The organism is Gloeobacter kilaueensis JS1, from assembly GCF_000484535.1.
Lineage (GTDB): Bacteria > Cyanobacteriota > Cyanobacteriia > Gloeobacterales > Gloeobacteraceae > Gloeobacter > Gloeobacter kilaueensis.
Genome location: NC_022600.1, coordinates 1528099 through 1550308, shown reverse-complemented (window position 1 = coordinate 1550308; position 22210 = coordinate 1528099). Strand labels below are relative to the sequence as shown.

Genomic DNA, 22210 nt, shown 5'->3' with positions numbered 1-22210 from the left:
AGAAGAAAGCCCAACAAGCCTGCCCGTTTCGCTTTGCACCAGGAGACCACAGGATGAAAACCCCCGTACTGCTCGCTCTTGTCACCCCGCTACTGATCGGCGCTCCCGTCCTTGCCCAAACTTCGCCGGACCAGCCCCTGCGCTGCACGCCGCGCCCTCCCCACGTGACAGGGGGCGGGCAACTGGTGACCACCGATACGATGCTCTGCCGACCAATCGGTGAGGGGCCCCAGCGGCCCGACTGGCGCTTCGAGGGGCCCCGGCGCGACTGGCGGGCCCAGCCCATTCTCCGGCGGCCCTTCAATCTGCCCTCCCCCTACGACCGCCAGAATCAGCAGTAGACCCTGCTGGACCGCTTTCAGGGCATCCAGTTTGGCTGCCCTGTTTTTTCTCATCGAAACCTGCAGCTCAAGCCGCCCTAAATGTACGTTTTGCTGCTGCCCCCCAGCGCGGAGGGTGCAATGTTTAAATGGGTTTTAACATTCTGCCAGGAGACAAGGCGTTGACCCTCAGTCGATATTTGCTCAAAAAATCCGTGAGCGACCTGCAGGTCGAAAAAAGACCGGAGGAAGATTGCCTCAAGCGCAGCCTCGGCCCCGTCAGCCTGATCAGCCTGGGGATCGGTGCCATCATCGGCACTGGCATCTTCGTGCTCACCGGACACGCGGCGGCGGAGCACGCCGGGCCGGCGATCGTGCTTTCTTTTGTCCTGGGGGGCATCGCCTGCGCCTTTGCCGGTCTTTGCTACACCGAATTTGCCGCCCTCATCCCGGTGGCGGGCAGCGCCTACACCTACGCCTACGCCACTTTGGGCGAGCTGGTCGCCTGGATCATCGGCTGGGATCTGATTATCGAGTACGCGATCAGCGCCTCGACGGTAGCGGTGGGCTGGTCGGGCTACGTGGTGAGCTTCTTAAAAGACTTTGGCATTGTCCTGCCGCCCCAACTGACCAGTTCCCTCGGCTCTGAGATCAAAGGCGCGGGCGGTGCCGTGCTCAGCCACGGCGTGTTCAATTTGCCCGCTTTTCTGGTCGTACTTGCCCTGTCGCTGTTGCTGGTAGTGGGGGTGAGCGAGTCGGCGGCCTTCAACGGTGTAATCGTGATTATCAAGCTCACGGTGATCGTCGCCTTTATCGCCATCGGCGTCGGCCACATCGACCCGGCCAACTGGACACCTTTTATCCCGGCCCCGGTCGTCGATGCCAAGGGAGAGCCGCACTACGGACTTTTTGGCATCCTGCGGGGAGCAGGGGTGCTCTTTTTTGCCTACATCGGCTTCGATGCCGTCTCCACCGCTGCCCAGGAGGCCAAGAACCCCCAGCGCGACATGCCGTTAGGCATTCTCGGATCGCTATTTATCTGCACGATCCTCTATATTCTCGTCTCGGGCATCCTCACCGGTATCATTCCCTACACGAAGCTCAACGTCCCGGATCCGATCGCCCTGGGGGTCGATCACATCGGCCTGCAGTGGTTTTCGAGCCTGGTCAAAATCGGGGCGATCGCCGGACTCACTTCGGTGATGCTTGTCTCGCTCTACGGCCAGACGCGCATCTTTTATACGATGTCCCTCGACGGGCTGATTCCACCGCTCTTCAGCAACCTGCACCCGCGCTTTAAGACCCCGGCAGTGGCGACACTGCTATTGGGCGTGTTTGTGGGCATCGTCGCCGGTCTGGCCCCGCTCGATCTGTTGGGCGAACTGGTGAGCATCGGCACGCTGTTCGCCTTTATCGTCGTCAGCGCCGGGGTGCTCTTTTTGCGCTACAACCAGCCGACGCTGGAGCGGCCCTTCCGCTGTCCGGGATTGCCCTTTGTGCCGATAGCGAGCATCCTCGCCTGCCTTGCTTTGATGATTGGGCTACCGGGCGATACCTGGATTCGCCTGTTCGTCTGGCTGTTGTTGGGCCTGGCCATCTACTTCGGCTACGGGCGCAAGCACAGCAAGCTCACCGGCAAAGCCGGTTAGCCCCGCTCAGGATCGCTCAACTCCAACTGGGTCAAAAGCTGGGTGAGCGCTGACCAGCGCTGGTCGGTGCTCTGGGCGTCTGCGTCCTTGAGCGCCACTCCCTGGCAATCGGCGTCGCAGAGATTGCGCGTCGGCAATTCAAGACAGAGGTGCTGATAGACGAGATCGAGCGGATCGAGTTTGCCGTCGCGGGGGATCGACTCGTCGAGGTTGGCCGCCGTCACCTCCAGCTCCAGCGGCAACTCTTCCTCGCCGTCGCTCAACCAGATCACCTCTTCAAAATCGGTCTGCAGCCGGTGGTTAAAGCGCTTCAAGCAGCGGTCGCAGCTGAGGGTGACGATCGTGCGGGCCGTGCCGCGCACTTCTAAAAAGTCGCCCCGGTGGATGACCTGCAGTTCTCCCTGCACAGGTGTAAGACTCTCGAACCCGGCAAGGGGCTGGTCGATTACCAGCTCGACTTTGCGGGTGGGGCTGGTGGCCAAAGCGCGCAGATCGATCGGGCGCAGCATCATGTGTTCCTCCCAGATAGAGGCTATTCGTCCGCTCCAGGCGTATCGTCCTCGTCGGTGCGGGGCCGGACCACCAGACGGCGCTCCGGTTCCTTGCCCCGGCTGTAGGTGGCCAGATCCGGCTCCTCCTGCAGCAGCATGTGAATCTGACGGCGCTCCGCCGCTGAGAGCGCCCCAAAGACAAATTCTTGGCCGCTGGAGCGCACTGCCGCCGCTGCCTCCCAGGCCATCTCGCTCAGTTGCTGGTGGCGCTTGTGGCGGTAACCGGCCAGCTCGACCGTGTACGCCTGCTTGTGGTCGCTCTGCAGGTGCATCGTCGTGTTGAGCAAAAATTGCAGCGCATCGAGCGCCTCGCCCTCGCGGGCCAGCAACAGCTCCTTGTGGGCGCTGGTCAGTCCGTCCTCGCGGATCTCAAGCCACGGCAGACTGGCCGGGTCGTTGGGGGCTGGGGTGAGCTGGATACCGTCGGGCAAACCCATCAGCTGCAAGACGGACTGCAGCCAGCGGCGGGCTTCCTCGGTCTCAGTCTCAGGTTCGATCATGCTTTTTTCTTGCGGCGGGTCTTGTTGTTCTCAAAAGGCAGGGGTTTGTCGCCCTCTTCTTTGCGCCTGGATTGATCGACGATGCGCTGAATATTTTCGGGCAGCGGCTCGCGGTAGAGAATGTAGGTCTGCAAAATCTGGAAGAGGTTCGACAACAAAATGTACAGTAGCACGCCCGCCGGCAGCGGGAAGAAGACGAACATCCCCGAGAAGACAAAAGGGGTGATCTTGTTGATCTGCTTTTGCTGATCGGTCATGTTCGGGTTTTTGCTGGCGGTGTAGTTCTGGGAAAAATAGAGCGAGATGCCAAAAAGGACGATCATAATCATCACGTCCCAGTGGATGCCGTCCTTGCCGGAGATGCCGGTGCGACCGAGCTGCTCGATGAACAAAAAGCCTTTTTCGGCGGCGATGCCGGGCACGGTGGTGTGAACGTTGACATCACCCACAGCACTCGCCGTCAACAGACCATCGGCTGAGATCCGGGCTTTATCAGCACCGGAGGCAATTTCGTAGCGCACCGGCAGAGCAGTAAAAGGCTGACCACCACTGCTCTCGACTTTGAACTGCAGCGACTGGCCGACTGGAACTTTGGCGGAGGTCGGTTCAAAGACGACCTGGGCGCGCTCGCGCTGCTCGTTGAGGTAGATCGTGTGGGAACCGCTCTTGCCCTCGGCCTGCACCTGACTCAACTCGGTCGTCGGCTTGATCTGCACGTTCGTCATCTGCACTGTATCGCCGAAGGGCGAACCGCGCAGGGTGGCAAAGAGCGCAAACAAAATCGGCATCTGGACGACCAGCGGCAGGCAACCGGCGAAGGGGTTGCCGTACTCCTTGTAGATGCCCGACATCTCCTGGCGCAACCGCTCGGGGTCGTTTTTGTACTTTTCTTGAATTTCTTTGGTGCGGCGCTGCATCTCCGGCTGCACCACCTGCATCTTGCGCATGTTGCGAATGGAGCCTGCTCCCAGCGGCCAGAGCAGTCCCTTGACGATCAGTGTCAACAGCACGATGCCGACGCCATAGTTGGGGACTATCCGGTACAGAAAGTCCAGGATGGGCAACATGACGTTGTTCGTAAGAAAACCGACTCCGAAGTCCATTCAGGCTCCCAAAATGGTGAAGCAGTGTTGCGACACTGCCTCAATTCTACTGTCCTCCACCGGCTGGTTGACAGAATCCATCGCATCAGCTCCAGCCGCCAAAGGCGAACACCGGTACTTTTGGCCTATGTCTAAAGACATATCCCCACCCGAGAACCCAAACAGGGAGTACCCAAAAAGACGAGGGAAGAATAAGCTGTCTGTAAGCATTGTCCTGTCGTCTAGATCCTGCTCTCCCTCAAATAAATGAGGTCATAACTATTCCTTCAGTCCACTGAACGCGCGCAGGGGCACGAATATTGTGTTTAGATTCTTTAGCCGCTCGGCCTGTGAAGTCGGGATAGACCTCGGTTCGGCGAACACGTTGATTTATCGCAGTGGCCAGGGAATCGTATTGACCGAACCCTCGGTTGTTGCGCTGGCCCGCGACGGCGGTGAGCTGGTGATGGCCGGGGAAGAAGCCTGTCAGTTGCTGGGCCGCTGCCCGGCAAATCTGGTGCTCTCCCGCCCGCTGCGCGAGGGAGTGATCACCGACTTTGATTCAGCGGCGATCATGCTCAAGCACTTCGTGCGTCAGGCAATCGGTCCTTCCGCTTCGGTGGCCCGCATGGTGATCGGTATTCCGAGTGGCGTTACCGAGGTCCAGCGGCGGGCGGTGCTTGAGACGGCGGCCCAGGCAGGAGCGCGCTCGGTGCTGCTCATCGAAGAACCGCTTGCAGCGGCAATTGGTGCCGGTCTGCCGGTCAACTCACCCGTGGGCAGCATGATCGTCGATATCGGCGGCGGCAGCACCGAGGTGGCAGTACTCTGTGCCCAGGGCTGCGTCGTCTCCCAGTCGGTACCGGTGGCGGGCGACGTGATGAACGAGGTGATTGCCCAGTACCTGCGCAAGACCTACGACCTGATCGTAGGCGAGCACATTGCCGAGCAGCTCAAGCTCGAATTGGCCTCGGCCATCGACAGCGAGCAGGACGGAACCTTCGAGGTATGCGGTCAGGATCTACTCTCGGGGCTGCCGCGTACCCTCGTCGTCCACGAAGCCGAGGTGCGCGAGTGCATCCGCGAGCCGATTAAGACGATCGTGCAGGCGGTGCGGCGCACCCTGGAGCACACTCCGGCCCAACTTATCGCCGACATCTACCGGCGCGGCATCGTGCTCTGTGGCGGCGGAGCGCTCCTGCGGGGCCTCGATGAGCTGATCGCAAGCGAGACGCGCATCTGTGTGCATATCGCCGAGTCGCCCCTGGCAAGTCTGGCTCTGGGCACCGGTCAGATTCTCGAACACCCGCGCCAGTGGAACCGGGCCTTGAGTGTCCAGGCCGTCGCCGTCTAGAGTTCCTGGCGATCCTGGCGATGCCATAATAAAGAAACAGAGCGATTTCTTTACATGGCAAACCAACTGCAGATCCCCAAGCAAAAACTGGCAAAGCCGCCCCTGACCATTCACACGCTCGGGGACCGGGTGCTGCGCCAGGGCAGCAAACAGATCTCAGGCATCAACGACGAGGTGCGCAAACTGGCGGCCCAGATGCTCCAGACCATGTACAGCTCCGACGGTATTGGCCTCGCTGCTCCCCAGGTGGGCGTCAACAAGCGGCTCATCGTCGTCGATATCGACCCCGAAAACGCTGCCAGGCCACCGCTGGTGCTCGTCAACCCGGCTATCAAACAGGCCAGCGGTGACCTCGAAGTCGATCAAGAAGGCTGCCTGAGCGTACCGAGCGTCTGGGCCGATGTGCGCCGTCCGGCCCGCATCGTCGCCACCTACCGCGACTTGAACGGCAGGCCGATGAGCCTTGAAGCTTCGGGACTGCTGGCCCGCTGCATCCAGCACGAGATCGACCACCTCGACGGCATCATGTTCGTGGACCGGGTCGAAAATCAGATTGCCCTCGCTCCCCAGCTGGTACAAAAGGGCTTTTCAGTCCGCGACGTGCAGTTGCGCAGCTAAACTTTTTCTTCGAGCAACGCACAGGGTTACCCGATCAATCTTCAGCAGCCGCCCTGTCGCTCCTACAGGACGGCCTGCTGCAACTGCGGGAAGACCCGACCAACTTTAGCGAGTACATAATCGCCGTAGATGCCCTGCCAGTCGTGTACGCTCGCACCATCCCACCGCTCGTGGCCGTCTGAGGGGGTGGCAGCGAGTCCGGCAATCGGTCCGACGCGGGCATAAAAGCCAGGATCGAAGAAAAACGGAAACGAGAGCCGGGCCTGACCACTGCGATTGAGGACGCGATGGGGAGTCGAGCGATAGAGGCCGCCGCTCATGCACTCCAGCATGTCTCCGATGTTGCACACGAAGGTGCCGGGAATCGGCGCGACCGGCTGCCAGCCGCCTGCCTCTGACTTTACCTGCAGGCCACCGGTATCGTCCTGCTTGAGGATGGTGAGCAGCCCGTAGTCCGTATGTTCGCCTACGCCCCAACTATGATCGTCCGGCGGGGCAGGCGGATAGTTGAAGATGCGAAAGAGCACCAGCGGTTCCCCTGTACAGTGCCGGGCAAAGTAGGTTTCATCGAGGCCCAGCCCAAGGGCGATACCGGCCATCAGCGCGTGGCCCAGTTCGCTCAGAGCGGTTATGTATTCGAGCACGGCTGAGCGAAAAAGCGGCATCCCGTCAGGAAAAAGATTCGCTCCATGCAAGGGTGTGCCCGAGTGCACCAGCGGATGATCTTCTGGCAGTTCCTGGCCAAAGTACAGTCCCTCCTTGCAGTCCGGCACGCCGGAGGTCAGCTCACCGCCCACATCGAAGTAACCCCGCCAGGCCCGACCGCCCCGGACCATCGCGATCTTGAGCTTATCCGCCGAAGCACGGCTGAAAAATAGCCTGCTTTGCTCCTCCAGCTGTCGCTCCAGGGCCGCACTGACACCGTGATTCGTAATGTAAAAAAATCCCCACTGCCGGCAGGCCCGGTCGATCTGGGCCGCTACCTGCCTTCGATTGCCCTGGCCGCCCACGAGCGCAGCGATATCGATTACCGGCAGCTCCGAGCGCTCATCCATGACGGCTCCTTCGCAACAGGGTCCTTCTATCTATTTTGACCCGGTGCGGCTCGCCCCAGAGAGCCTGGTAACCAGCCTCGCTTACAAGCTGTTGTTATTGCTCTTGAAATGGCTGTTAGTGCTTGCCGTAGTACTCGCGCTCAACGCAACGCCGCACCAGATAAGGCAAATCTTTGGTCTCCTGCTCGATGCGTAGACGCTCGCGCTCACTTTTTTGTCGCGAAGTCTCCCACCACTGCTCGAGCCGCTGCCAGAATCCCTGCACGTTATGAGATACCGTATGCACGGTCATCGCTATCCCTTCGGGTCCATCCAGGACCATTCGACTGATCTGTATCAATTGTAACAGACAAAATTGGAGAATCTTCTCTCCTCCGACGGGGAATAGTCCGATCAGGCCAATTCGGCCTACTCGACGTTGGGGCTGGCGGCAATCTGCATGGCGATGTCTTTGACCAGTTGCTGGAACTCTTCGCCCTTGGCAACAAAGTCGGTCTGACAGTTGACCTCCACCAGCACGCCGATGCGACCATGGGTATGGATGTAAGCGCCCACCGTCCCTGCCACCACGCCGATCTGTCCCGTGCGAAAATATATTTCAAAAATACTACAAAAAGATTTCAAGGCGGGTTTGCTCCGGTGAGCGCTCTGCGCGGGGTCTGGCTCACGAACGTCGGCAGCGCCGTTCTACACTCACGGCAGGCGATCGTCGAGGCGATGCAGCTGCTGGCGGATGCTGGCTTCAACGCTGTTTTTCCGGTGGTCTGGAACAAAGGTTTCACCCTTTATCCAAGCCGGGTGATGGGCGAGCACTTCGGCGTCGAGATCGATCCGCTCTACGCTGAACAGGGCCGCGATCCTTTGGCGGAAGTCATCGAAGAAGCGGGCCGGGCTGGTATCCGAACCGTCATTCCCTGGTTCGAGTACGGTTTTGCCTGTGCAGCCAGGGCAGATGGCGGCCATATTCTGGCAGCCCGGCCCGAGTGGCGGGCCTGCGAGCGGGGTGGGGCACTGCTGGTCAAAAATGGCCTCGCCTGGATGAACGCTTTTGACCCACAGGTGCAGGCGTTTTTGATCGATCTGATCGTGGAAGTGGCAGAAAATTACCCGGTGCAGGGCGTGCAGGGCTGCGACCGGTTGCCGGGCCTGCCGGTAGAAGGCGGCTACGACCCGCTCACGCTCCGGCGATACGCGGCAGCGACGGGCCGGGAAGTTCCCTTTGATCCCCAGGAGCGCCGCTGGCTGCAGTGGCGGGCCGACGAGCTTACAGCCTTTCTTGAGCGTCTACGAATGTGCATCAAGGCGGTGCGCTCGGATCTGCTCCTGTCGCTGGCTCCGGCGGTGTACCCTTTTAGCCTCACCCACCTGTTACAGGACGTCAAAGCCTGGAGCGAGCAGGAGTTGTTCGATCTGTTGCATCCGCAGGTGTACCGCGAAAATTTTCGCGCCTACAAAGTAGAGATCGACAAATTTGGCCGTTATCTTTCTTCGGCAGCACTGGAGCGGACCGCCCCCGGCATTGCCCTGAAGGCGAACGGCACCGAGTTGAGCCGGGAGGATCTATTGCGCTGCGTCGCCCTCAACCGCGACCGAAAACTCCTGGGGGAGGTATTTTTCTTCTACGAGGGTCTGCGCGCCGACGGGGGCAGCAAGGCCCACTGGCTGGGAAACGGTCCCTACGCCCCCAGTTGAACTGTCTCTGCCTCCGACTTACTGGATGTGATCGCGAGCCGTCCCGGTATCTTTCTACTTGTTGCCGTTTCGCTGGGCTTTGTCGTGCTCTTCGGCTCAGCGGCGCTGCACCACGAGCTTTTTCAATCGCGGCTTTTTGATCTGGGCATCTTTGATCAGGGCGTGTATCTCATCAGCCGGGGCGAGTTTCCCTTCAGCACGACGATGGGCTTTCACATCCTGGGCGACCACGCAGCAGTTGTTCTCTACCCGCTCGCTCTGCTCTACAGGCTGGTGCCGGGCGTTTACTGGCTCTTTTTTGTGCAGGCGCTCTCGCTCTCGCTCGGGGCGATGCCGATGTATGGGCTGGCGGCCCAGGCCGGGTTAGAAGAGCACTGGCGGCGGGTGGCAGCCGTCGCCTATCTGCTCTATCCGGCGCTCTTCAACATCGCTATATTCGACTTTCATCCGGAGGTGATCGCCCTCCCGGCAATTCTCTGGGCGCTCTGGGCGGCCCTGGCCCGGCGGCCTGTGCAACTTACAATCGCCACTCTCCTCGTACTCAGCTGCAAGGAAGTGCTGGGGTTGACCGTGGCGGCGATGGGCCTCTGGCTGCTGCTGAAAAACCGGCGGCGCTACGGCGTGGCACTCACAGCTGTCGGACTTGCCTGGTTTGTTTTCGCCAGTCAGTGGGTCATACCCACCTTCAGCGGCGATCAGATGCAGGCGCTGGGCCGCTACAGCTATCTGGGCAACTCGGCAACGGAGATCGTCCTGCGGCTGGTGCGCGAACCCACTCTCGTCCTCGTACGGCTGGTGCAGCCGGAGAGCCTGCTGTACCTGGTGGCGCTACTGGTGCCCGTGGCGGTTGCCCTGCGCTGGCGGCTCATCTTGAGCGCTCTACCCGCCCTGCCGATGCTCGGCCTCAACCTGCTCTCTTCGCTGCCTCTACAGCGGGATCTGCGCTTTCAGTACCAGTTGCCGATCTTTCCTTTTTTACTGTTCTGGTTCGTCGTCTCCCTCAAAGCCGAGAAGAACAACGAATTTCTTACCGGACGACCGCTTCAGATTGCCCTTGCGATCGCAGGTGCGCTCCTGGTCGTGCCCTCCCAATTTCGAGTGCTCGCAGTGCTGGCCCTCGCGGTCTGGCTCGGGTTCGTGCTCCGGCAGGGCCGTCGGATCACACCGAAGATCCTGATGGGCTGGCTGGTGATTGGCTTTTGTACCCAGGCGCGCTTCACCTCATTTTTCAGTCCCCAGATGAGCCACCTGGCCAACCTCGCTCAGATCCGCGAGGCGATTGCCCTGGTAGATGCGACCGGAGGCGTGCTCACGACTTCGGACATCGCTCCTCACTTGAGCGAGCGGCGCACGATCGAGATGTTCCGCAAAACCACGCCCCTCGATCTGGCCTTGCTGCCCGCGTACCGCTACGTGCTTCTAGATCTGCTCAATCCCGGCACCGAATGCGACGCGCCCTATCTTATCGCCCTGCAGAACAAGCTCCGCACCGAGCCGCACTTCAAGCAGGTGTATGCAAAGAACCGGATCGCCCTTTTCATAAAGCACTCAAAGTAGCAATATAACTGTAGGCGCGTGACTGTATAGAGAGTTGCGGATGACACACTTGCCTAGAGAAATTTCTGCTGCAGATTTCAAGGCACAATGCCTGAAATTAATGGATCAAGTCGAGCAGCAGCGCACAGAGGTGATTATCACCAAACGAGGCAAGCCGGTAGCGAAGCTGGTTCCCTTCATGGTACAAGCACCATCCGTCTTCGGGTTTATGGCTGGTACCGGCATTATCCAGGGTGACATCGAGACACCGATCGAAGAGTCATGGAACGCCGAACATGACTGAGGCGTATCTGCTGGATACCTATGTTTTCTTACGGCTGATGCTCGGTCAAAATAACCTCAAACGCGCTCAAGGCTATCAGGGACGCCTCTGAGCTGAACCGCTCTGACTTCTTTGCTGCCAGACGAGCTGCAATCGGTGCTGCTGAAAGTGGCCTTTGAGAGGCGCAGGTGGCAGGGGTGATTGCTTGGCCTGGTGGTGATGCTCCTCTAAAAATCTACCAATCCACCGTAGTGGGCGACAGGCTGCCCGGAATGAAAGGCCCACATCTGGTCGCCGCAGGAAAAATGCCACCACTCGCGCGGGTGCTGGCTAAAACCTGCAGCCGTCATCGCCGAGCGCAGCAGGGTGCGAAGGTGGTGAAACTGGCGTTCGGCAGGCAAATCGGCTGCAGCGTAGTGATCCGGGTAGGAGTGGGGTGCGATTTCATCGATATCTCCCCCCATCGCTACGGGAGTGCCAGCTTCGGTGAGCAAGGTGAGATCGACGGCGGCCCCGGTGCTGTGGGGCGGCGGGGTAGCCGGATCGAGGCTGGGTCTGGCCCAGAACTGGTAGACCTGCTGGTAGAAAGCTTGTTTTTGTTCGACAGACAGTTCTTCTGGCTGCTGATTGGCGCGAGCCACCAGATCCGCGAACGTCCAATCGACCATAAACTGCTGGACGGCGACGGGCCGGTAGGCATCGAAGATCAGGAGCCGCAGTTCGGGGTGCCGGGCCTGCAAGAAATTTTGGGCGGCGATGAGCTTCTGGACGACGCCCGTGCGCAGGGCAAAGGGTGTGCCCTGGCCGTAGGGGGCTCCGAGAACCGCGTAAGGATGAGGCGTCTGGCGGGCGAATTCGACCGGCAACTCAACCAGGGCTTCGCCGCACTCGACGATCGGTACCTGCTGGTAGGACTGCGGTCCGGGACTCATGGGTGGTCGCCCTCGACTTTTTCGCGGTAGAGGGCGAGCAACCGCTCGACGGTCTGCTGGATGCTGAAGTGATCGGTGACGACTTCGATGGCGTCGGTCGCCTTGCGCAGGGGGGCATAGGCGCGGCTGGAATCTTGCTCGTCGCGGGATCGGATCTGTTCTTCAAGCAGATCGCGATCGGGAACGGGCAGGCCCTTGGCGCGCAGATCCTCCGCCCGGCGCTGGGCGCGCACGGCGACGGCGGCGGTGAGAAAGATCTTCAAGTCGGCTTCTGGGAAGACGTGGGTGCCGATGTCGCGGCCATCGAGGATGACGCCGCCCAGCTTGCCCAATCGGCGCTGCTGGTCCACCAGTTCGCTGCGCACGCCGGGGTGGGAGGAGACAGCGCTCACCGCCAGCGAGACCGCCTCCTCGCGCACCTGCCGGGTCACCTCCTCGCCGTCCACCCAGACGCGGGTCGGAAAAGCACTCTGGTAGCCGGGAGCGAGGCGGATGGTCATCCGGCGGGTCAGGTCACTCAACCGCTCACCGTCCTGGGGGTCGATGCCGAGGGTCAGCGCCTTCCAGGTGACGGCGCGGTACATCGCCCCGGTGTCGATATAAAGAAAGCCCAGGCGCAGGGCGAGGCGGCGGGCGACGGTAGATTTACCGGCCCCCGCCGGGCCGTCGATCGCGATGATCGAAGAGCGCTGCTCGCTCTGGCCCAGTAGAACGTTGTCGATGAGCCGGGTGGTGCCGACCCGCACCGCCGCTGCGACCAGGGCCCGCCCCTGCACCTGTTCGAGGGGATAAAGCCCATCAGGATCGACGATCGCCACGTACTCGACGCTCAAGTTGGCTTCGCTTGCCAGACGCTCGCGCACGGCGGCTTCGAGGACAGTAGCCTGGCGTTCTCCAGTGGACCACAGCGCCAGCGACCGGTGCAGGGCAGCCGGTAGCGCCAGGGCCGTAGTGCGCTCGGCAGGGCTCAAGTAGATATTGCGGGAGCTGAGGGCGAGGCCATCGCTGTCGCGCACGATAGGACAGGCGACGATCCGGCTGCTCAAGTTGAGATCGCGGCAGACAGAGCGGATCACCGCCACCTGCTGGGCGTCCTTCTGGCCAAAGTAGGTGCGGGCGGGCTGCACGATGTTGATCACCTTGGCCACCACCGTCGCCACCCCCTGAAAATGGCCGGGCCGCGAGAGGCCGCACAGCGTACTGGTGAGGGCCGGGTCTGGAAGCACCTGGGTGCCGAAACCGGGCGGGTACAGCTCCTGCGCTTCAGGAACGAAGACCACATCCACACCTTCATCGCGGCAGAGGGCAAGGTCGCTATCGATCGGGCGCGGGTAGCGCGCCAGATCCTCGTTGGGGCCAAACTGACGGGGGTTGACGAAGATGCTCACCACCAGCGCCGCGTTCTCGCGGCGGGCGCGGGCGATCAAGCTGCGATGCCCGGCGTGCAGGGCTCCCATCGTCATCACCAGGCCAATGTCGAGGCCCGCGACGGCGGAGCGGACGCGCCGGTACGCTTCGAGTCCTGCCACAGTCCGGATGATCTTCATGGCAATCGTGATAAGCGACGAGCGAGAAATATTTCAGCCGAGCCGACCGGCAAGGGGCGAGCTGGCACTGGCGTACTGCTTGATCGGGATCGCTCCAGCCCCAAAGGCGAGCCGTCCCGCCTCGCAGGCGAGGCCCATCGCCCGGCCCATGGCTTGAGGATCCTCTGCCTGGGCGATGGCGGTGTTGACCAGCAGCGCCTGGGCTCCCATCTCCATCGCCCGGCAGGCGTCGGCAGGGGTGCGGATACCGGCATCGACCACCACCGGTACGGGCGATTCGGCGATGATGAGCGCAATCGCGGCAGCGTTCTGCAGCCCCTGGCCGGAGCCAATCGGTGAACCGAGGGGCATGACCGTGGCGCAACCCATCTCCCAGAGACGGCGGGCGAGGTGAAAATCGGCGTTGATGTAGGGCAGAACAACAAATCCCAGTTTGATCAGCCGCTCGGCGGCCTGGAGGGTGCCGAGGGGATCGGGCAACAGGTACTTGCTCTCGGGGATGACCTCGAGTTTGACCCAGTTGTTGTCCTCCTGGCCAAGCACTTTTGCCATCTCGCGGCCCAACTGGGCGTAGCGCACCGCTTCCTCGGCGGTGCTGCTCCCAGCGGTATTGGGCAAAAGCCAGTAGCGGCTCCAGTCGAGCTGCTGGCCCAGGCCGCCGTGGCCAGGCACACCCTCCTGGACGCGGCGGATGGCGACGGTGACGATCTCGGAGCCAGAAGCTTCGATCGCCGCGCGCATCTGCTCAAAGGAGCGGTACTTGCCGGTACCGGTCATCAATCGGGAGCGAAAGCGGCGGCCCGCAATTTCGAGGGTCTCGGGAGGGGACTGCAGCTGGACCATCAAAATTCCTCCTGCTCGGGCTCGCTGCCGTTGAAGGCGGCGCTTTCGGCATCGATGTCGAGCCCGGCATTTTGATCGAGCGAGTAAACCTGCTTGCCGACCAGAAGTCGGGTGATGCCCTTGCGCAGCAGGTACTGGCGGGTCGAACTGAGAAGATGCACCGGCAGGCGCAGGGGCCGGTGGTAGTGGCTGGAGAAGCGCCGCGCCACCCGCTGATTTTCAAAGATGGGCAGGGTGATCGCCTCGCGCTCAGTATCCGGAATCGTGCCGATGTTGTTGAAGTCGCGCAGGGGCCGGGTCATCAACTCGGAGGCCCGATCGACTACCACCCAGCAGATACGGGGAAAAGCCGCCTCCACGAAGGGCAGGACTTCGATCGGCACCGCAGGCCCGGCAGCAACCGGCTCCGGTTCGAGGGGAATGCCGTCGTCCTCCTCCTCCTCCTCAAAATCGTCCTCGTCGTCGAACTCTTCACCGGCGATGCGGTTGGCGGACTGGGCAAATTCGGCCTCCAGCTCGGCGTACTGCGAAGGCACCGGTGCCGCCGGGGGCGGATTCATCCGGGCGAGGTCAGATTTTTTGAGGATGCGGCTGCGCACCGGCTGCGGCTGGCTCTCCTCGACAGGGGGCGGCAGCACAACGGCCTCTGCCACCTCCGGCTCGGCTGGAACAAGCGGTAGCTCCATAGCCAGCAGGGGCGGCGCTTCGACAATAGCAATAGCAGGCTCCTCCACCGGCTCGACTGCCACTGGCTCGGGCTCGGGCTCGGGCACTGGCGGTGGCGGCGGCGCACTGCGGCGGCGGCGGCGGCGGCTCGCCTCACCATCCGGCTCCGGCGACAGCGCAGCCTCCGGTTCAGGTAAAGTCGTGGCCACCAGCTCTTCGCTGCGCACCTCCGGCGCTATCTCGGCGACGGGCACCTCGTCGGGTGGGGCACTGGGGGGCGGCGCTTCTATGGCAGCAAGAGCAGGAGAAGCGGCTTCCGGCTCAGGTTCAGGCGTGGGGTCTGTGGCTTCAATTTCTAGCTCGGGCTGGGAGGTGCCATCGGTCCTTTCGATCGCCGCTGCCGGTGCTGCCTCCTCGCTGCGGGCCGTGCGGCGATTGGCGCTCAAGCTGGCGTACTCTTCTTCTGAAAGTTCGCTTCTAAGCAGGCGGCTGACGGTGCTGGTGCTCACGCCGAACTGGTCTGCAAGTCTGGTGGTCGTGATCGAAGTCTCGCGATAAAGCCGAAGAATCTCTTGCTTTTCTTGCTCGGTAAGTTTCGCTCGGGCCATAGCGGATGATTGCTGCCGTGTTTGCTGGCGGAACCTCCCCATGATAGCCACAAGCAGAGAGCCTGGGCCCGAGCCTGCCTGGCGTAAGATGAACTGAATCGTCACACAGCGAAGCAATGGAGAACACCGAAAAGGATACCCGCCGCCTCCGTCGCCTGCTGGGTATCCGGGGAGCGGAGGCCAGCCGCGAGCGCGCCCCCTGGCAGATTCGCCTGCAACTGATGAAGCCTGTCACCTGGATTCCGCTTATCTGGGGAGTACTGTGCGGCACCGCTTCCGCCGGTCAATTTAACTGGCTGGGCCGCTTTCAGTGGAACGGGGAGCATTGTCTGGCCGCCTTTTTCTGCATGATCCTGGCTGGACCGCTGCTGGCGGGCTATACCCAGACGCTCAACGAATACTACGACCGCGACCTCGACGCGATCAACGAACCCTACCGGCCCATTCCTTCTGGGGCAATCGCTCTGGGCCAGGTCGTCGTTCAGATCTGGGTGCTGCTCATTCTCGGTCTCGCGGTGGCGCTGGGCCTCGATCTCTGGGCCGGGGCGGCCTTCGGAGCGCGCCATACGCCCTTTGTGCTCTGTGGCCTCACGGTCTTTGGTGCTCTTGTGGCCTATATCTACTCGGCTCCGCCCCTCAAGCTCAAGCAAAACGGCTGGCTCGGCAGCTACGCCCTCGGGGCGAGCTATATCGCGCTACCGTGGTGGGCCGGCCACGCCCTGTTCGGCACCTTGAGTCCGACGCTCATCGCTTTGACACTGTTTTATTCGTTCGCCGGGCTGGGGATCGCAATCGTCAACGACTTCAAGAGTATCGAAGGCGATCGCCGCCTCGGGCTGAAGTCGCTGCCGGTGATCTTCGGTACCCAAAAGGCCGCCTGGATCTGTGTATCGATGATCGATGTCTTTCAGATCGGGGTGCTCGCCTACCTGCTCGTGCTGCACAGCTGGCTCTACGCCGCCATCCTCACAGCCCTCGTCCTGCCGCAGATTGTCTTTCAAAAGCGGTTTCTTGCCGATCCGGTGGCGGGGGATGTGCGCTACCAGGCAAGCTCACAGCCTTTTTTAGTCTTTGGCATGCTGGTGACAGGTCTGGCTCTCGGCCTGGGAGGCGTCTGAAGCCCTATGGAATGGATCGAAAAATTGCTCTCGGCGGCCCTGCTGACCGGCCAGGTCTTCGTGCATCTGGTGCGCGGGCGCATCCACTGGCGCAACACCGTCGATCAACTGGCGGTGGTCGGCACCGAGTCGGTGCTGGTGGCGGTGATCACTGCGATCACGATCGGCATGGTCTTCACGATTCAGGTGGCGCGCGAATTTATTACCTTCGGTGCCTCCTCGGCGATCGGCGGGGTGCTCGCCCTCGCCCTCACCCGCGAACTGGCCCCGGTGCTCACCGCCGTCATCATTGCAGGCCGGGTCGGTTCTGCCTTTGCCGCCGAGGTGGGCACCATGCGCGTCACCGAGCAGATCGATGCGCTGGAGGTGCTGCGCACCGACCCGATCGACTATCTGGTGGTGCCCAGGGTAATCGCCTGCGCGGTGATGGTGCCGGTATTGACGGTGGTGGCCGATGTCACCGGGCTGGCGGGGGGACTGTTTATCACCACCAACTTCTACCAGCTCTCCGCCTCGCTCTACCTCGAGTCGGCCCAACGCCTGCTCGACAGCTGGGATCTAATCGCGGGGCTCATCAAGGCAGCGGTATTTGGCGTGATGATTGCGCTCATCGGCTCCAACTGGGGGCTCACCACCACCGGCGGTGCCCGTGGGGTGGGCCGCTCGACGACCCAGGCGGTGGTGACGGCGCTGCTCGCTATTTTTATCGTCAACTTTTTGCTCTCCGCCCTGCTGTTCCAGGGGTCCGGTCAGGCGCTCCAGCGGGGATTCTAGGCGATGCGGCTGCTGCTGGTCGAAGACGAGGTGGAACTGGCCAATCCGCTCGGCGCTCTACTGGGCCGCGAGGGCCATATCGTCGATCTCAGCTACGACGGCGAAGGAGCCTGGGAGCTGCTCTCCACTCAAAACTACGACCTGCTTATCCTCGATTGGATGCTGCCGGGCCTTTCTGGCCTCGAACTGTGCCGCCGCCTGCGCGCCGCAGACCGCTCGACGCCAGTTTTGATGCTCACCGCCCGCGACACGATCGACAACAAGATCGAGGGCTTCGACGCCGGGGCGGACGATTATCTGGTCAAACCCTTCGAGCTGCGCGAACTGCTGGCGCGGGTGCGGGCGCTGTTGCGCCGACCACCGCAACTGCAGCGCGAGGAGTTGCGCGTGGGCGATCTGGTGCTCGATCTGCGCAACAAGCTCGCCCACCGGGGCGAGCGGCCTATCGATCTTTCTGCCAAAGAGTACCAGCTTCTGGAGTACTTCATGCGCCACCCAGGCCAGCTGCTCACCCACGACCAGATCCTCGAACACGTCTGGGAGGCGAGTGCAGAACCCAACAGCAATGTCGTCGCCGCCCAGATCAAACTTCTGCGCCGCAAGATCGACAAACAAAGCGCCACGGCCTTGATCCACACCGTCTATGGCCAGGGCTACCGCTTCGGGCCATAAAAAAATCGCCGGCTAAACCGGCGAAGTTACAGCTATCGATTGACAACGCGGGACGAATGGCGACGTTCACGCTTTGCGCCTCTGGGGGCAAGGCCCCCTGTGCTTGGAAACCGATGGGTCCGAAGCGCAAAGAGAAGACTGACTCAGTGGGAACGGGGCATAGGAGGGGCGCGTTCGCTCGGGGGTTTGATCTGGCAGGTGGGTCTCTTCATTCATCATCGCCCCAAGCAAATACGACATTATGAAGAAGCGATGAAAGATCAGCGCAGGAACAGCAGCAGCGCCACCAGGACGATCGAAAAAACGATGGCGGTGCTGTAGCCGGACAGCAACAGGACAAATTTGACCAGGGTCTTGCCCAGACCCTGCCGGTAGACCGTCTTCATCGCCCAGACCAGATATACCAGGATTGCCAGCGGCACCACCGACCAGAGCACCGCCTCGTTGAGCAGGGAGACGAGGCTATTGTGAACAAAAGCGACGAGCAGCAAAAGCGTAAAGACAAAAGAGTGGTAATGCAAAGAAAAGATCAGGTGCTCGGCGTAGAAGTGATGGCCGCGCCAGTAAAGTAACTTGAGCAACAGCGCGAATACAGGCAACAGCACGAACATCGCGATCGGAACGTTGTCGAGGGCGTCCTGAACCAGCCGCTGTCCGCCGTTGGGCACCGTATAGCTGGAGACCTTGTCGCGCACCCGATTTTTCATAAAAGCGTCGAAGGTAGGGTTGCCGCTCTCAAAGTCCAGAGTATCGACTTCCGCTTTTGCGCTTCGCTGCTGTTCTTTGCTTTGGGGAAAGACCAGAACCCCTTTGTCGGGCGGCCCTTTTGCTGGGGGAGCGCCCGCTTTGGCGGCCTTTGCCGCTACGGGTGGCTTGGGGGGCTGGTCGCTGAATTTAAGGTTGTTGGCGTCGAGGCTCAGGATAAAAAAGTAGGCGACGCTCACAAACAGGTACATGCGCAGCGGAGCAATATAGCGGGCCCGCCGTCCGGCGATGTACTCGCTGGTTAAAAATCCAGGCTTAAAAAGCAGCGGCAGGACGCTTTTAGGAAACTTCAGATCGACGGTGAAGTAGTCGTTGATAAAGTCGCCCACGATCTGGCGGGTCGAGACGCGGTAGGTGCTGTTGGCCTGGCCGCAGCCTGCACAGAAATTGCTCGGCGTCAGCTCGCCACAGTTGAGGCAGATGGGCGAGCGCCGGCCTGGGCGCAACTTCGCTTTTTGCTCAGCGCGGGTTAAGGGGGGAGAATCCTGGGAGGCTTCTGTATCGAGATCGGCCATCGAGATAATCGCCAGAAAGACGACGCAGCGCTTCTATTTACCGCTTATCCTAGCAACTGCCCTGGGACGGATAAAAAAAGGCGGCTGTCCGCTTGCTATCTTGAGATCTGAGCGTTCTAAGCGGGCCCGATGAAGGAAACCGGCAGTATCTCTGTCCATACCGAGAATATCTTTCCGATTATCAAGCGCTGGCTGTACTCCGACAAGGACATCTTCCTGCGCGAATTGATTTCAAACGCCGCCGATGCGATCAGCAAACTGCGCCTGATCGGCTACTCGGGCGAATTTCAGACGAGCGGCGAGGAGTACGAGATTCGCGTCGATCTCGACAAGGACGCCAGAACCCTGACGGTGAGCGACAACGGCATCGGCATGACCGCCGAGGAAGTCAAAAAGTACATCAATCAGGTGGCTTTCTCCAGCGCCGAAGAGTTTTTGCAAAAGTACCAGGGCGGCGATGTCAAGCAGCAGATCATCGGCCACTTTGGCCTGGGCTTTTACTCGGCTTTTATGGTGGCGCGCCGCGTCGAGCTGGACACGCTTTCTTACAAGAGCGGTTCGGAGGCGGTGCTCTGGAGCTGTGACGGCACGACCGCCTTTGAGCTCACCTCCTCCAATCGCGCCGAGCGCGGCACGTCGGTCAAACTGTTTATCGACGACGAGAGCGCCGAATTTCTCGACGAGGCAAAAATCCGCGACCTGATCCGCAACTACTGCGACTTTCTGCCGGTGCCGATTTTATTCAACGGCGAGGGGGCCAACCGCCAGAAACCGCTCTGGACCCAGTCTCCAGGTAGCCTCAAAGACGAGGACTACAAGGAGTTCTACAACTACCTCTACCCGCTGGGCGAGGAGCCCCTGTTCTGGATTCACCTCAACACCGACTACCCGTTCAACCTCCAGGGTATTCTCTACTTTCCCAGGCTCAGGGCGGACCTCGACTGGACGAAGGGGCAGACCCGCCTGTTCTGCAATCAGGTCTTCGTGAGCAACAACGTCGAAGAAATCATCCCCCAGTTTCTTGCTCCCCTGCAGGGGGCGGTCGATAGCCCCGACATTCCCCTCAACGTCTCGCGCTCGTTCTTGCAAAACGACCGCACCGTGCGGCGGATCGCCGATTACATCACCCGCAAAGTCGGCGACCGCCTCAAAGAACTCTACAAGGAGGACTACGAGCGCTACGTCCAGTGCTGGAAGGACATCAACATGTTCATCAAGTACGGCGTGATGAACTCCGACAAGTTCTACGAACAGGTCAAGGACATCTTGATCTTTGAGATCGCAGGCGAGGACCGCTTCACAACGCTCTCCGACTACATCGAGCGCAACAAGGAGCGCACCGCCGGTAAGCTCTACTACACGAGCGACACCGGTGCCCAGGCACCCTACATCGATCTGTTGAAATCCCAAGACATCGAGGTGCTCGTCCTCGACGCCTACATCGACAGCCACTTCGTCTCGTTTCTGGAGCGGCAAAATAGCGACGTGCGCTTTGCCCGCGTCGATTCGGACCTCGATGAGAGCGTGCTCCACAAGGACAAGGCCGCCGAGATCGTCGATCCCCATACCAACAAGACCCGCAGCGAGCAACTCATCGAGCTGTTCCAGCAAAAACTCGGCCAGGCCCGGCTGAAGGTGCGCGCCGAAGCGCTCAAGTCCGAGGCGACCCCGGCGGTGCTGCTGTTGCCCGAGTCGCTGCGGCGCATCAAGGAGATGAGCGCCCTGGTCAACCAAAAACCGATGGAGTTTTTAGACGACCACACTCTGGTCGTCAACACCAGCAACCCGCTCATTCAGAATCTGCAGCGACTGGAAGATACCGGCGGCGACGAAAAGCTCGTATCGCTCATCTGTCAGCACGTCTACGATCTGGCCCTGCTCTCGCAAAAGAGCTTCGACGCGGCGGCGATGGGCCAGTTCATCCAGCGCTCCAACGACGTGCTTACTCGTCTTGCGACGCGGGCGGTTTGAGCGCGGGTATATCCTTGAACTGTCAAACCGGGGTGAGCGGTTGATTTCTTTTACGGTTTCCCTTTTCTGCGGAGTACAGCTCCGCCCCGTGGTCAGATTGAGAACGTTTCAGGGTGTGCTGGCAGACTGGAGCTTGCGGATTTCGACCAGCACATCGTCGGGGATGAGCACCTTGTCGATGACGTGGATGACGCCGTTGGAGGCGGGCACGTCCGCCTTTGTAATCCGGGCGTCGTTGACGTAGAGGCTGCCGTTGCGCGAGGAGATCGTCACCTTGCTGCGTTCGAGGGTGCGCAGCGATCCCTTGAGGTCGGTGGCCAGGTAAGGCTCGGTGTTGGCGACGACGTGGTAGGTGAGCACTTTGGCCAACAGATCGCTGTTGGCGGAGAGAATTTTCAAGATGTCGGGAGGGACGGCGGCGAAGGCGGTGTCGTCGGGAGCAAAGACGGTGAAGCGGCCAAAGCCCTTGAGATCTTCGGTGATCCCAGCCTGCTTCAGCAGTTGGACGAGGGTCTTGAAGGAACCGTTCGCGGCGGCTGTATCCACGATGTCGCGGTACTGGGCGATGAGCACCCGGTTTTCTCGCCCCACCGTGCCGGTCCCCCTAGAGGGCGCGGGAGCGACATGACAGAAAGCGGGTTGGGCAGCCAGCCCCAGACTGACAAGCACAGCCAAGCGGAAGATCACTTTCATACCCGTCCTCGCAAGTGTGAATAAGCCCTATTGTGCTCAGCCCACCAGCCGCAGCGCAATCGCCATCAGCCCACCGATACAGACCATGCCGAGAGCCCACATCGCAGAGCGCAGCGGCGGGATATCGGCGATGTAAAAGAAGCTGTAGGCAAGGCGCACCGGCAGGTAGGCGATAGCCAGGGTATTGACCAGAGTACCCTCGCGGTGGGTGAGGTAGACCATGAGCACGGCAGCGGCAAAAAGCGGGAACGATTCAAAGGCGTTCTGGTGCGCCCAAGTGGCGCGCTGGGCGTAGGGGGGCAACTTGTCGAACATCGCACGCGGAGCGCTGTAGTCGAGGCCAATCTGCAGGCGGGCAAAAGCGACGACCACAAACGGCAGATAGATGAGGGCAGCGGCTGCCGCCAGACAATAAAGCGGAATCAGGGAGACAGACATCACAATCCTGCACGCGCCCCCACAGTGT

At 61.1% G+C, this 22210-nt stretch carries 23 protein-coding genes and 1 pseudogene; 11 read left to right on the top strand and 13 right to left on the bottom strand.

Going from position 1 to position 22210, the window contains the following annotated elements; all coding sequences use genetic code 11:
• Positions 1 to 53: 53 nt before the first annotated feature.
• Positions 54 to 341 (top strand): hypothetical protein, encoded by a 288-nt coding sequence (locus tag GKIL_RS07425; protein WP_023172876.1) that lies wholly within the window; start codon positions 54 to 56, stop codon positions 339 to 341.
• 161 nt (positions 342 to 502) lie between these two features.
• Positions 503 to 1969 carry an amino acid permease gene (locus tag GKIL_RS07420; protein ID WP_041244491.1) on the top strand — a complete coding sequence of 489 codons (1467 nt, stop codon included), beginning with the start codon at positions 503 to 505 and terminating at the stop codon, positions 1967 to 1969.
• Here the strand turns inward: GKIL_RS07420 and GKIL_RS07415 are convergent.
• From GKIL_RS07415 to yidC, 3 genes are read right to left on the bottom strand one after another with little or no spacing between them, the layout of a single operon-like run.
• The gene (locus tag GKIL_RS07415) at positions 1966 to 2481 is read right to left on the bottom strand and encodes a YceD family protein (RefSeq protein ID WP_023172874.1); all 516 of its coding nucleotides are present in this window, start codon (positions 2479 to 2481) and stop codon (positions 1966 to 1968) included. The genes GKIL_RS07420 and GKIL_RS07415 overlap by 4 nt on opposite strands.
• A 20-nt stretch (positions 2482 to 2501) precedes the next feature.
• Complete coding sequence (locus GKIL_RS07410; RefSeq protein ID WP_023172873.1) at positions 2502 to 3020, bottom strand: Jag family protein; 519 nt, start codon at positions 3018 to 3020, stop codon at positions 2502 to 2504.
• Complete coding sequence (gene yidC, locus GKIL_RS07405; RefSeq protein ID WP_023172872.1) at positions 3017 to 4123, bottom strand: membrane protein insertase YidC; 1107 nt, start codon at positions 4121 to 4123, stop codon at positions 3017 to 3019. Before yidC ends, GKIL_RS07410 begins: the two co-directional genes overlap by 4 nt.
• A 301-nt stretch (positions 4124 to 4424) precedes the next feature.
• Here yidC and mreB point away from each other — a divergent pair, with 301 nt between their 5' ends.
• Positions 4425 to 5456 carry a rod shape-determining protein gene (gene mreB / locus GKIL_RS07395; RefSeq protein ID WP_023172871.1) on the top strand — a complete coding sequence of 344 codons (1032 nt, stop codon included), beginning with the start codon at positions 4425 to 4427 and terminating at the stop codon, positions 5454 to 5456.
• 54 nt (positions 5457 to 5510) lie between these two features.
• Entirely contained in the window at positions 5511 to 6074 is a 564-nt protein-coding gene (def, locus tag GKIL_RS07390; protein WP_023172870.1) for a peptide deformylase, read from the top strand.
• Between the two features lie 62 nt (positions 6075 to 6136).
• On the opposite strand, the gene GKIL_RS07385 is transcribed toward def, so the two are convergent.
• The 3 genes and pseudogenes from GKIL_RS07385 to GKIL_RS07375 all read right to left on the bottom strand — a co-directional run.
• Positions 6137 to 7129: an isopenicillin N synthase family dioxygenase gene (locus GKIL_RS07385; protein WP_023172869.1), complete on the bottom strand. Its 993-nt coding sequence runs from the start codon at positions 7127 to 7129 to the stop codon at positions 6137 to 6139.
• 115 nt (positions 7130 to 7244) lie between these two features.
• The gene (locus GKIL_RS25225; protein WP_187293901.1) at positions 7245 to 7421 is read right to left on the bottom strand and encodes a hypothetical protein; all 177 of its coding nucleotides are present in this window, start codon (positions 7419 to 7421) and stop codon (positions 7245 to 7247) included.
• 119 nt (positions 7422 to 7540) lie between these two features.
• Positions 7541 to 7690: pseudogene (locus tag GKIL_RS07375) on the bottom strand (elongation factor Ts); the annotation flags it as partial.
• Between the two features lie 78 nt (positions 7691 to 7768).
• On the opposite strand from GKIL_RS07375, the gene GKIL_RS07370 reads away from it, so the two are divergent.
• The 3 genes from GKIL_RS07370 to GKIL_RS07360 are packed head-to-tail and all read left to right on the top strand — an operon-like array spanning position 7769 to position 10661.
• Positions 7769 to 8821, top strand: coding sequence for a glycoside hydrolase family 10-like protein (locus GKIL_RS07370; protein WP_023172866.1), 1053 nt, complete (start codon positions 7769 to 7771; stop codon positions 8819 to 8821).
• A gap of 27 nt (positions 8822 to 8848) precedes the next feature.
• Positions 8849 to 10378 (top strand): DUF2079 domain-containing protein, encoded by a 1530-nt coding sequence (locus GKIL_RS07365; RefSeq protein ID WP_023172865.1) that lies wholly within the window; start codon positions 8849 to 8851, stop codon positions 10376 to 10378.
• A gap of 40 nt (positions 10379 to 10418) precedes the next feature.
• On the top strand, positions 10419 to 10661 hold the full coding sequence (locus GKIL_RS07360) for a type II toxin-antitoxin system Phd/YefM family antitoxin (protein ID WP_023172864.1): 243 nt from the start codon (positions 10419 to 10421) through the stop codon (positions 10659 to 10661).
• Positions 10662 to 10867: 206 nt separating this feature from the next.
• Here the strand turns inward: GKIL_RS07360 and GKIL_RS07355 are convergent, their stop codons facing one another.
• The 4 genes from GKIL_RS07355 to GKIL_RS07340 are packed head-to-tail and all read right to left on the bottom strand — an operon-like array spanning position 10868 to position 15236.
• Entirely contained in the window at positions 10868 to 11572 is a 705-nt protein-coding gene (locus tag GKIL_RS07355; RefSeq protein ID WP_023172862.1) for a M15 family metallopeptidase, read from the bottom strand.
• Positions 11569 to 13110: a bifunctional pantoate--beta-alanine ligase/(d)CMP kinase gene (locus tag GKIL_RS07350; RefSeq protein ID WP_051382933.1), complete on the bottom strand. Its 1542-nt coding sequence runs from the start codon at positions 13108 to 13110 to the stop codon at positions 11569 to 11571. Before GKIL_RS07350 ends, GKIL_RS07355 begins: the two co-directional genes overlap by 4 nt.
• 42 nt (positions 13111 to 13152) lie before the next feature.
• Positions 13153 to 13962 (bottom strand): thiazole synthase, encoded by an 810-nt coding sequence (locus GKIL_RS07345; RefSeq protein WP_023172860.1) that lies wholly within the window; start codon positions 13960 to 13962, stop codon positions 13153 to 13155.
• Positions 13962 to 15236, bottom strand: coding sequence for a helix-turn-helix domain-containing protein (locus GKIL_RS07340; protein ID WP_023172859.1), 1275 nt, complete (start codon positions 15234 to 15236; stop codon positions 13962 to 13964). Before GKIL_RS07340 ends, GKIL_RS07345 begins: the two co-directional genes overlap by 1 nt.
• A gap of 116 nt (positions 15237 to 15352) precedes the next feature.
• Between GKIL_RS07340 and chlG the strand changes: the two genes are divergently transcribed.
• The 3 genes from chlG to rppA are packed head-to-tail and all read left to right on the top strand — an operon-like array spanning position 15353 to position 17800.
• Positions 15353 to 16354: a chlorophyll synthase ChlG gene (gene chlG, locus GKIL_RS07335; protein WP_023172858.1), complete on the top strand. Its 1002-nt coding sequence runs from the start codon at positions 15353 to 15355 to the stop codon at positions 16352 to 16354.
• A 6-nt stretch (positions 16355 to 16360) separates the two neighbouring features.
• On the top strand, positions 16361 to 17128 hold the full coding sequence (locus GKIL_RS07330; RefSeq protein ID WP_023172857.1) for an MlaE family lipid ABC transporter permease subunit: 768 nt from the start codon (positions 16361 to 16363) through the stop codon (positions 17126 to 17128).
• Positions 17129 to 17131: 3 nt separating this feature from the next.
• Positions 17132 to 17800 (top strand): two-component system response regulator RppA, encoded by a 669-nt coding sequence (gene rppA / locus GKIL_RS07325; RefSeq protein ID WP_023172856.1) that lies wholly within the window; start codon positions 17132 to 17134, stop codon positions 17798 to 17800.
• Between the two features lie 260 nt (positions 17801 to 18060).
• Here the strand turns inward: rppA and GKIL_RS07320 are convergent, their stop codons facing one another.
• Positions 18061 to 19080, bottom strand: coding sequence for a DUF3667 domain-containing protein (locus GKIL_RS07320; protein WP_023172855.1), 1020 nt, complete (start codon positions 19078 to 19080; stop codon positions 18061 to 18063).
• A gap of 129 nt (positions 19081 to 19209) precedes the next feature.
• Between GKIL_RS07320 and htpG the strand changes: the two genes are divergently transcribed.
• The gene (htpG, locus tag GKIL_RS07315; protein ID WP_023172854.1) at positions 19210 to 21051 is read left to right on the top strand and encodes a molecular chaperone HtpG; all 1842 of its coding nucleotides are present in this window, start codon (positions 19210 to 19212) and stop codon (positions 21049 to 21051) included.
• A gap of 108 nt (positions 21052 to 21159) precedes the next feature.
• Here htpG and GKIL_RS07310 read toward each other — a convergent pair whose 3' ends face one another.
• On the bottom strand, positions 21160 to 21744 hold the full coding sequence (locus GKIL_RS07310) for a fasciclin domain-containing protein (RefSeq protein WP_023172853.1): 585 nt from the start codon (positions 21742 to 21744) through the stop codon (positions 21160 to 21162).
• A gap of 36 nt (positions 21745 to 21780) precedes the next feature.
• Positions 21781 to 22182, bottom strand: a complete 402-nt coding sequence (locus tag GKIL_RS07305) for an MAPEG family protein (RefSeq protein WP_023172852.1) — start codon at positions 22180 to 22182, stop codon at positions 21781 to 21783.
• Positions 22183 to 22210 lie beyond the last annotated feature (28 nt).

What these genes read in the sequence shown, in the direction of transcription:
- GKIL_RS07425 (WP_023172876.1), top strand. Translation starts at nt 54, where the DNA reads ATGAAAACCCCCGTACTGCTCGCTCTTGTCACCCCGCTACTGATCGGC.
- GKIL_RS07415 (WP_023172874.1), bottom strand. Translation starts at nt 2,481, where the DNA reads ATGATGCTGCGCCCGATCGATCTGCGCGCTTTGGCCACCAGCCCCACC.
- GKIL_RS07410 (WP_023172873.1), bottom strand. Translation starts at nt 3,020, where the DNA reads ATGATCGAACCTGAGACTGAGACCGAGGAAGCCCGCCGCTGGCTGCAG.
- yidC (WP_023172872.1), bottom strand. Translation starts at nt 4,123, where the DNA reads ATGGACTTCGGAGTCGGTTTTCTTACGAACAACGTCATGTTGCCCATC.
- def (WP_023172870.1), top strand. Translation starts at nt 5,511, where the DNA reads ATGGCAAACCAACTGCAGATCCCCAAGCAAAAACTGGCAAAGCCGCCC.
- GKIL_RS07385 (WP_023172869.1), bottom strand. Translation starts at nt 7,129, where the DNA reads ATGGATGAGCGCTCGGAGCTGCCGGTAATCGATATCGCTGCGCTCGTG.
- GKIL_RS25225 (WP_187293901.1), bottom strand. Translation starts at nt 7,421, where the DNA reads ATGACCGTGCATACGGTATCTCATAACGTGCAGGGATTCTGGCAGCGG.
- GKIL_RS07360 (WP_023172864.1), top strand. Translation starts at nt 10,419, where the DNA reads ATGACACACTTGCCTAGAGAAATTTCTGCTGCAGATTTCAAGGCACAA.
- GKIL_RS07355 (WP_023172862.1), bottom strand. Translation starts at nt 11,572, where the DNA reads ATGAGTCCCGGACCGCAGTCCTACCAGCAGGTACCGATCGTCGAGTGC.
- GKIL_RS07345 (WP_023172860.1), bottom strand. Translation starts at nt 13,962, where the DNA reads ATGGTCCAGCTGCAGTCCCCTCCCGAGACCCTCGAAATTGCGGGCCGC.
- GKIL_RS07340 (WP_023172859.1), bottom strand. Translation starts at nt 15,236, where the DNA reads ATGGCCCGAGCGAAACTTACCGAGCAAGAAAAGCAAGAGATTCTTCGG.
- chlG (WP_023172858.1), top strand. Translation starts at nt 15,353, where the DNA reads ATGGAGAACACCGAAAAGGATACCCGCCGCCTCCGTCGCCTGCTGGGT.
- GKIL_RS07330 (WP_023172857.1), top strand. Translation starts at nt 16,361, where the DNA reads ATGGAATGGATCGAAAAATTGCTCTCGGCGGCCCTGCTGACCGGCCAG.
- rppA (WP_023172856.1), top strand. Translation starts at nt 17,132, where the DNA reads ATGCGGCTGCTGCTGGTCGAAGACGAGGTGGAACTGGCCAATCCGCTC.
- GKIL_RS07320 (WP_023172855.1), bottom strand. Translation starts at nt 19,080, where the DNA reads ATGGCCGATCTCGATACAGAAGCCTCCCAGGATTCTCCCCCCTTAACC.
- htpG (WP_023172854.1), top strand. Translation starts at nt 19,210, where the DNA reads ATGAAGGAAACCGGCAGTATCTCTGTCCATACCGAGAATATCTTTCCG.
- GKIL_RS07310 (WP_023172853.1), bottom strand. Translation starts at nt 21,744, where the DNA reads ATGAAAGTGATCTTCCGCTTGGCTGTGCTTGTCAGTCTGGGGCTGGCT.
- GKIL_RS07305 (WP_023172852.1), bottom strand. Translation starts at nt 22,182, where the DNA reads ATGTCTGTCTCCCTGATTCCGCTTTATTGTCTGGCGGCAGCCGCTGCC.